Source organism: Microvirga sesbaniae (assembly GCF_025460805.1).
GTDB lineage: Bacteria > Pseudomonadota > Alphaproteobacteria > Rhizobiales > Beijerinckiaceae > Microvirga > Microvirga sesbaniae.
This window is the reverse complement of sequence record NZ_JAMXFJ010000095.1, coordinates 1-3,564: the sequence shown is the minus strand read 5'-3', so window position 1 is coordinate 3,564 and position 3,564 is coordinate 1. Positions and strand designations below refer to the sequence as shown.

The following is a 3,564-nucleotide window of genomic DNA, read 5'->3' as shown; positions in this document are numbered from 1 at the left end:
GGGTTCGCCCTGGCGGCTCTCGGCTATGTCAACGTGCCCGCCCTCGGGGTTGGCGATACCGTGTGGATGATGGCCACCTACACGGATGGCGCGATCGGCTATCTCAACACCGGACAGACCAGCGCGATCAGCAACGGCTTCGTCAGCGCCGGCTCCCTGGCGATGCCCTTCACGGATGCCTTCGTGGATATCTTCACGGGCGAGTACAAGACCAACAAGGCCTATGCGATCGCCGGCGGCCTCAACCACAACTGGAGCCCGACCTGGCAGACGAACGTGTTCGGCTCCTGGATGCGCTTCGATGCCCCGAGCATCGCCCAGTACACGGTGCCCACGACGGTCGCGACCCTGACCAACGGGACGGCCGGCACCACCACGGGTCTCGTTGATTTCGACGAGTACCGCGTGGGGGCCAATGTCATCTGGACGCCTGTGAAGGATTTCCTCATCGGCGTCGAGGCGCTCTACATCCGCGTCGTCCCGCAGGACCGCGTGGCCGTTCCGCTGACCACGGCGTCCGGCGACCCGACCGGAACGTTCCGGTCGACCGGGTCGGAGGACACCTGGGAAGGGCGCATTCGCGTTCAGCGCGACTTCTGACCGGTTGATGGGAAGAAGCTGTCGCTAAAGCATCGGACCCAAAAGTGGACTTGCACTTTTGGGATCAATCCGATGCTTTCTTCTTGAATGGGAGCATCGGTCAGAACGGACCCAGCGGGCCGCGCCAGCGAAAACCGGATCCACTTTTCCGTCCGATGCTCTAGGACAGGCGAGCGGCCTGTCCTCGCGATCCTTCAGCGGCGGCCGCCTCCGCGGAAGCCTCCTCCGCCACGCCCGCCTCCTCCGAAGCCTCCGCGACCGCCTCCAAAGCCGCCGCGCGGTCCCATGCTCCTCGATGGACCGAACGACGGCGAGCGGGAGAACTGCGCCGGAGGACGGGAGAACTGGCGGCTCGCCATCTGCCGCTGGTTGCCGATGTGCCGCGCCTGGGCATCGCGCATGACATTCGCGGGGAGCTGCTGGCGCGGCGCCGGCCGCTGGGCGGCAGGACGCTGGGCCGGACGTTGCTGCTGCGCCTGCCGTTGCCCGGTCGCCGGTCGCTGCTGTGAGGCCGGCCGCTGCGGCGCAGAAGGTCGATCCGCCGCCGCACGGCGCTGTTGGGACGCTTCGCGTTGCTGGGGAGCCTGGCGTTGTGTCTGCGTCTGGCGCTGTTGCGTTGCCGGACGCTGCTGGGCCGTCGGGCGTTGCTGTGCCCGCTCGCGAACGGCATCGCGGTTGGCTGCGTCCCGCCGGACCTGCTCACCGCCACTCAGGCGTTGGCCCAATGCGGCACCCGCCGCCCCGGCCGCTCCCGCGCCGGCAAGACCCCTGAGGGCCTCACTGCCGCCGCGTTCCTGCAAGCGCTCGCGCCCCTCCGCCGACAAGCCCTCGCGTCCTTCGCCGCGCTGGAGCAGATCCCGGGGTTCCGGCCGTCCCACGTCCTGCCAGCCGCCGTCGAAACGCTGCCAGCCGTCACCCGTGTTGCGGTACACGTTGCCGTCGCGACCGGCATAGATGTCACCGCGGCGGCCCTCGCGGATGAAGCCCTGGCCGTTGGACGTGTTCCAGCGCAGCGACGAGCCGCCCCCCGCGTTCTCGCGCGCCGTCAGCCGCGCCCATTCGGAGCCGCGCTTCACCCCGGCGGACTTCCACGCGCCATAGACGTTGCGCCCCCCGGCCGCGAAGGCTCCGCCGTCCGTGCGCGGATTGTACGCGCCGACGAACCCGGCCGACCCGCGGGGTCCCCAGGCCGCGCCGGCCCGGGCATAGGTGCCGGATGCCGGATTCCAGGCTCTCGCCCCCGCAATCCCGCGATAGGGTCCATAGGCGTAGCCATAGCGGCCGTACATGCCGCGCACCGGATTGTAATAAGCCCCGAGGCCCCAGGTGGCGGGGCGCGGATAATAGATCGGGTAGCCGTAGCCCGGCCCGTTGTACCAGTAGCCCGGATAGCCCCAGCCCGTGCCATAGACATAGGTGCCCCAGGCCAGGAAGTTGAACAGGTATCCCATGGTGTAGCCGTACCAGACCGCGTCGGGCTCGGTGTCGTACACGCGCACATAGGTCACGTTGTAGACGGGCGAGGATGGCGGGATCTGGTAGATCGCCTCTGGCACCTCGCGAGCCAATTGCCACGGTCCGTTCGGGCTGTCGGCCACGAACCACACGCCGTCCTGCACCAGGAAGTAGCGGTCTCCGACCCGGATCACGGTGTCGGTCGTGTTCGTCGCATAGGACAGGCCGGTCAATTCAATCGGCGCGAATTGTGCGTCGCCCGTATAGGCGATTGTTGGCGCGATCGAGCCGGCCTCGACCCGCGCCGTGGTGGGAATGCTGGCCTTGAGCCGCGCTTCCGCGCTTTCGGATGTGCCCGGCACGGACGAGCGCACGGCATAATAGGGCGCATCCTCCGGAATCTTGCGGAAGTCGTCGGGCAGGTCCGGCGTCGCGAAGGTCCATGGCCCGTCGAGCGTCGCGGCGCGGAACCAGCGGCCGGACAGGAGCACGTACCAGTGCCTGTCGGTCCTGTGGAAGAAGACGTCGGATTCGGTGTTGGACGCCCACTGGAGCGCCGTCCCGGGCACCGCCTCGAGTTTGGGCTCGCCCTCGAACAGAATCAGCTCGGAAGGCTTCTCGGTGGGGATCACCGTCGGAGCGCGGCCGCCCCGATAGGGCTCGGGCGGCATGGCGCCGCGCGCATCCGACCAGTTGCCGTCGTCGGGCAGATCCTTGAGCGGCGCCGGCAGTTCCGCCACAGGCGTCCACGGACCTGCAAACGCGTTCGCGGTCAGCCAATGCGTGTCGTCGCGCAGGAACAGGGTGCCGCCGTCGTCGATGCGGAAGAGGTCCCAGTTCGAGTTGACCAGGAAGGACAGACCCGTCTTGCCCTTCACCGGCGCGTAGGATGGCTCCCCGTCGGACTGCAAGAGAACCGCCGGGGTCTTCGACACGAAGATCGGCGGCGGGTCGGCCTTGAGCCCCTGCACGTCGGTCATGCGCTTCTGCTCGGCGAGGCTCGCCGTTATGCGTGCTTCCGATACGGTGATCGGGCCGGTGGGCAGGAGCTTGCCGGTCTCGACCGCAAGGGCCTTCAGATCCTCGCGGTCGAGACCCGAGAAGTTCAGCTCTGTGACCGCCACATCCGTGATGACGACCTCGTCGGAATCGTCGTCATAGGACGTTCCGCCCTTCAGCCCGATCACGCCGAACACCGGATTGGCATCCGGCGTCTTCAGGTACTCGGCCGCCACCAGCGCCTCGATGGTCTTGAAATCGGTCCATTCCGTGAACTGCGGCTGATACAGGATCATGCGCCCCTGGCCGGTCTCGTAGGTCCGCGGCCAGCCCTCGGCCTCCTTTGTCTCCTCGACGTAGCGGCCGCTGACGAAGCCGGTTCGACCGCCGACGGTGACGGCGCACCAGCTGCCCGAATCCCCGCAATCGCCGATGTCGACCGCGGTGCCTTCCGGAAGCGTGCGAATGGAGGAGTATTGCGTTCCCGGACCCGAGCGGAAATTGACGCTG

At 67.8% G+C, this 3,564-nt stretch carries 2 protein-coding genes; one reads left to right on the top strand and one right to left on the bottom strand.

Annotated elements, in window-relative coordinates; genetic code table 11:
• A partial coding sequence (locus OCW50_RS32835) for a porin (RefSeq protein WP_262300380.1) occupies window positions 1-600 on the top strand: 600 nt, incomplete at its 5' end.
• 194 nt (window positions 601-794) lie between these two features.
• On the opposite strand, the gene OCW50_RS32830 is transcribed toward OCW50_RS32835, so the two are convergent.
• Window positions 795-3,564: SH3 domain-containing protein (locus OCW50_RS32830; protein WP_262300379.1), on the bottom strand; the 2,770-nt coding region annotated here is incomplete at its 5' end.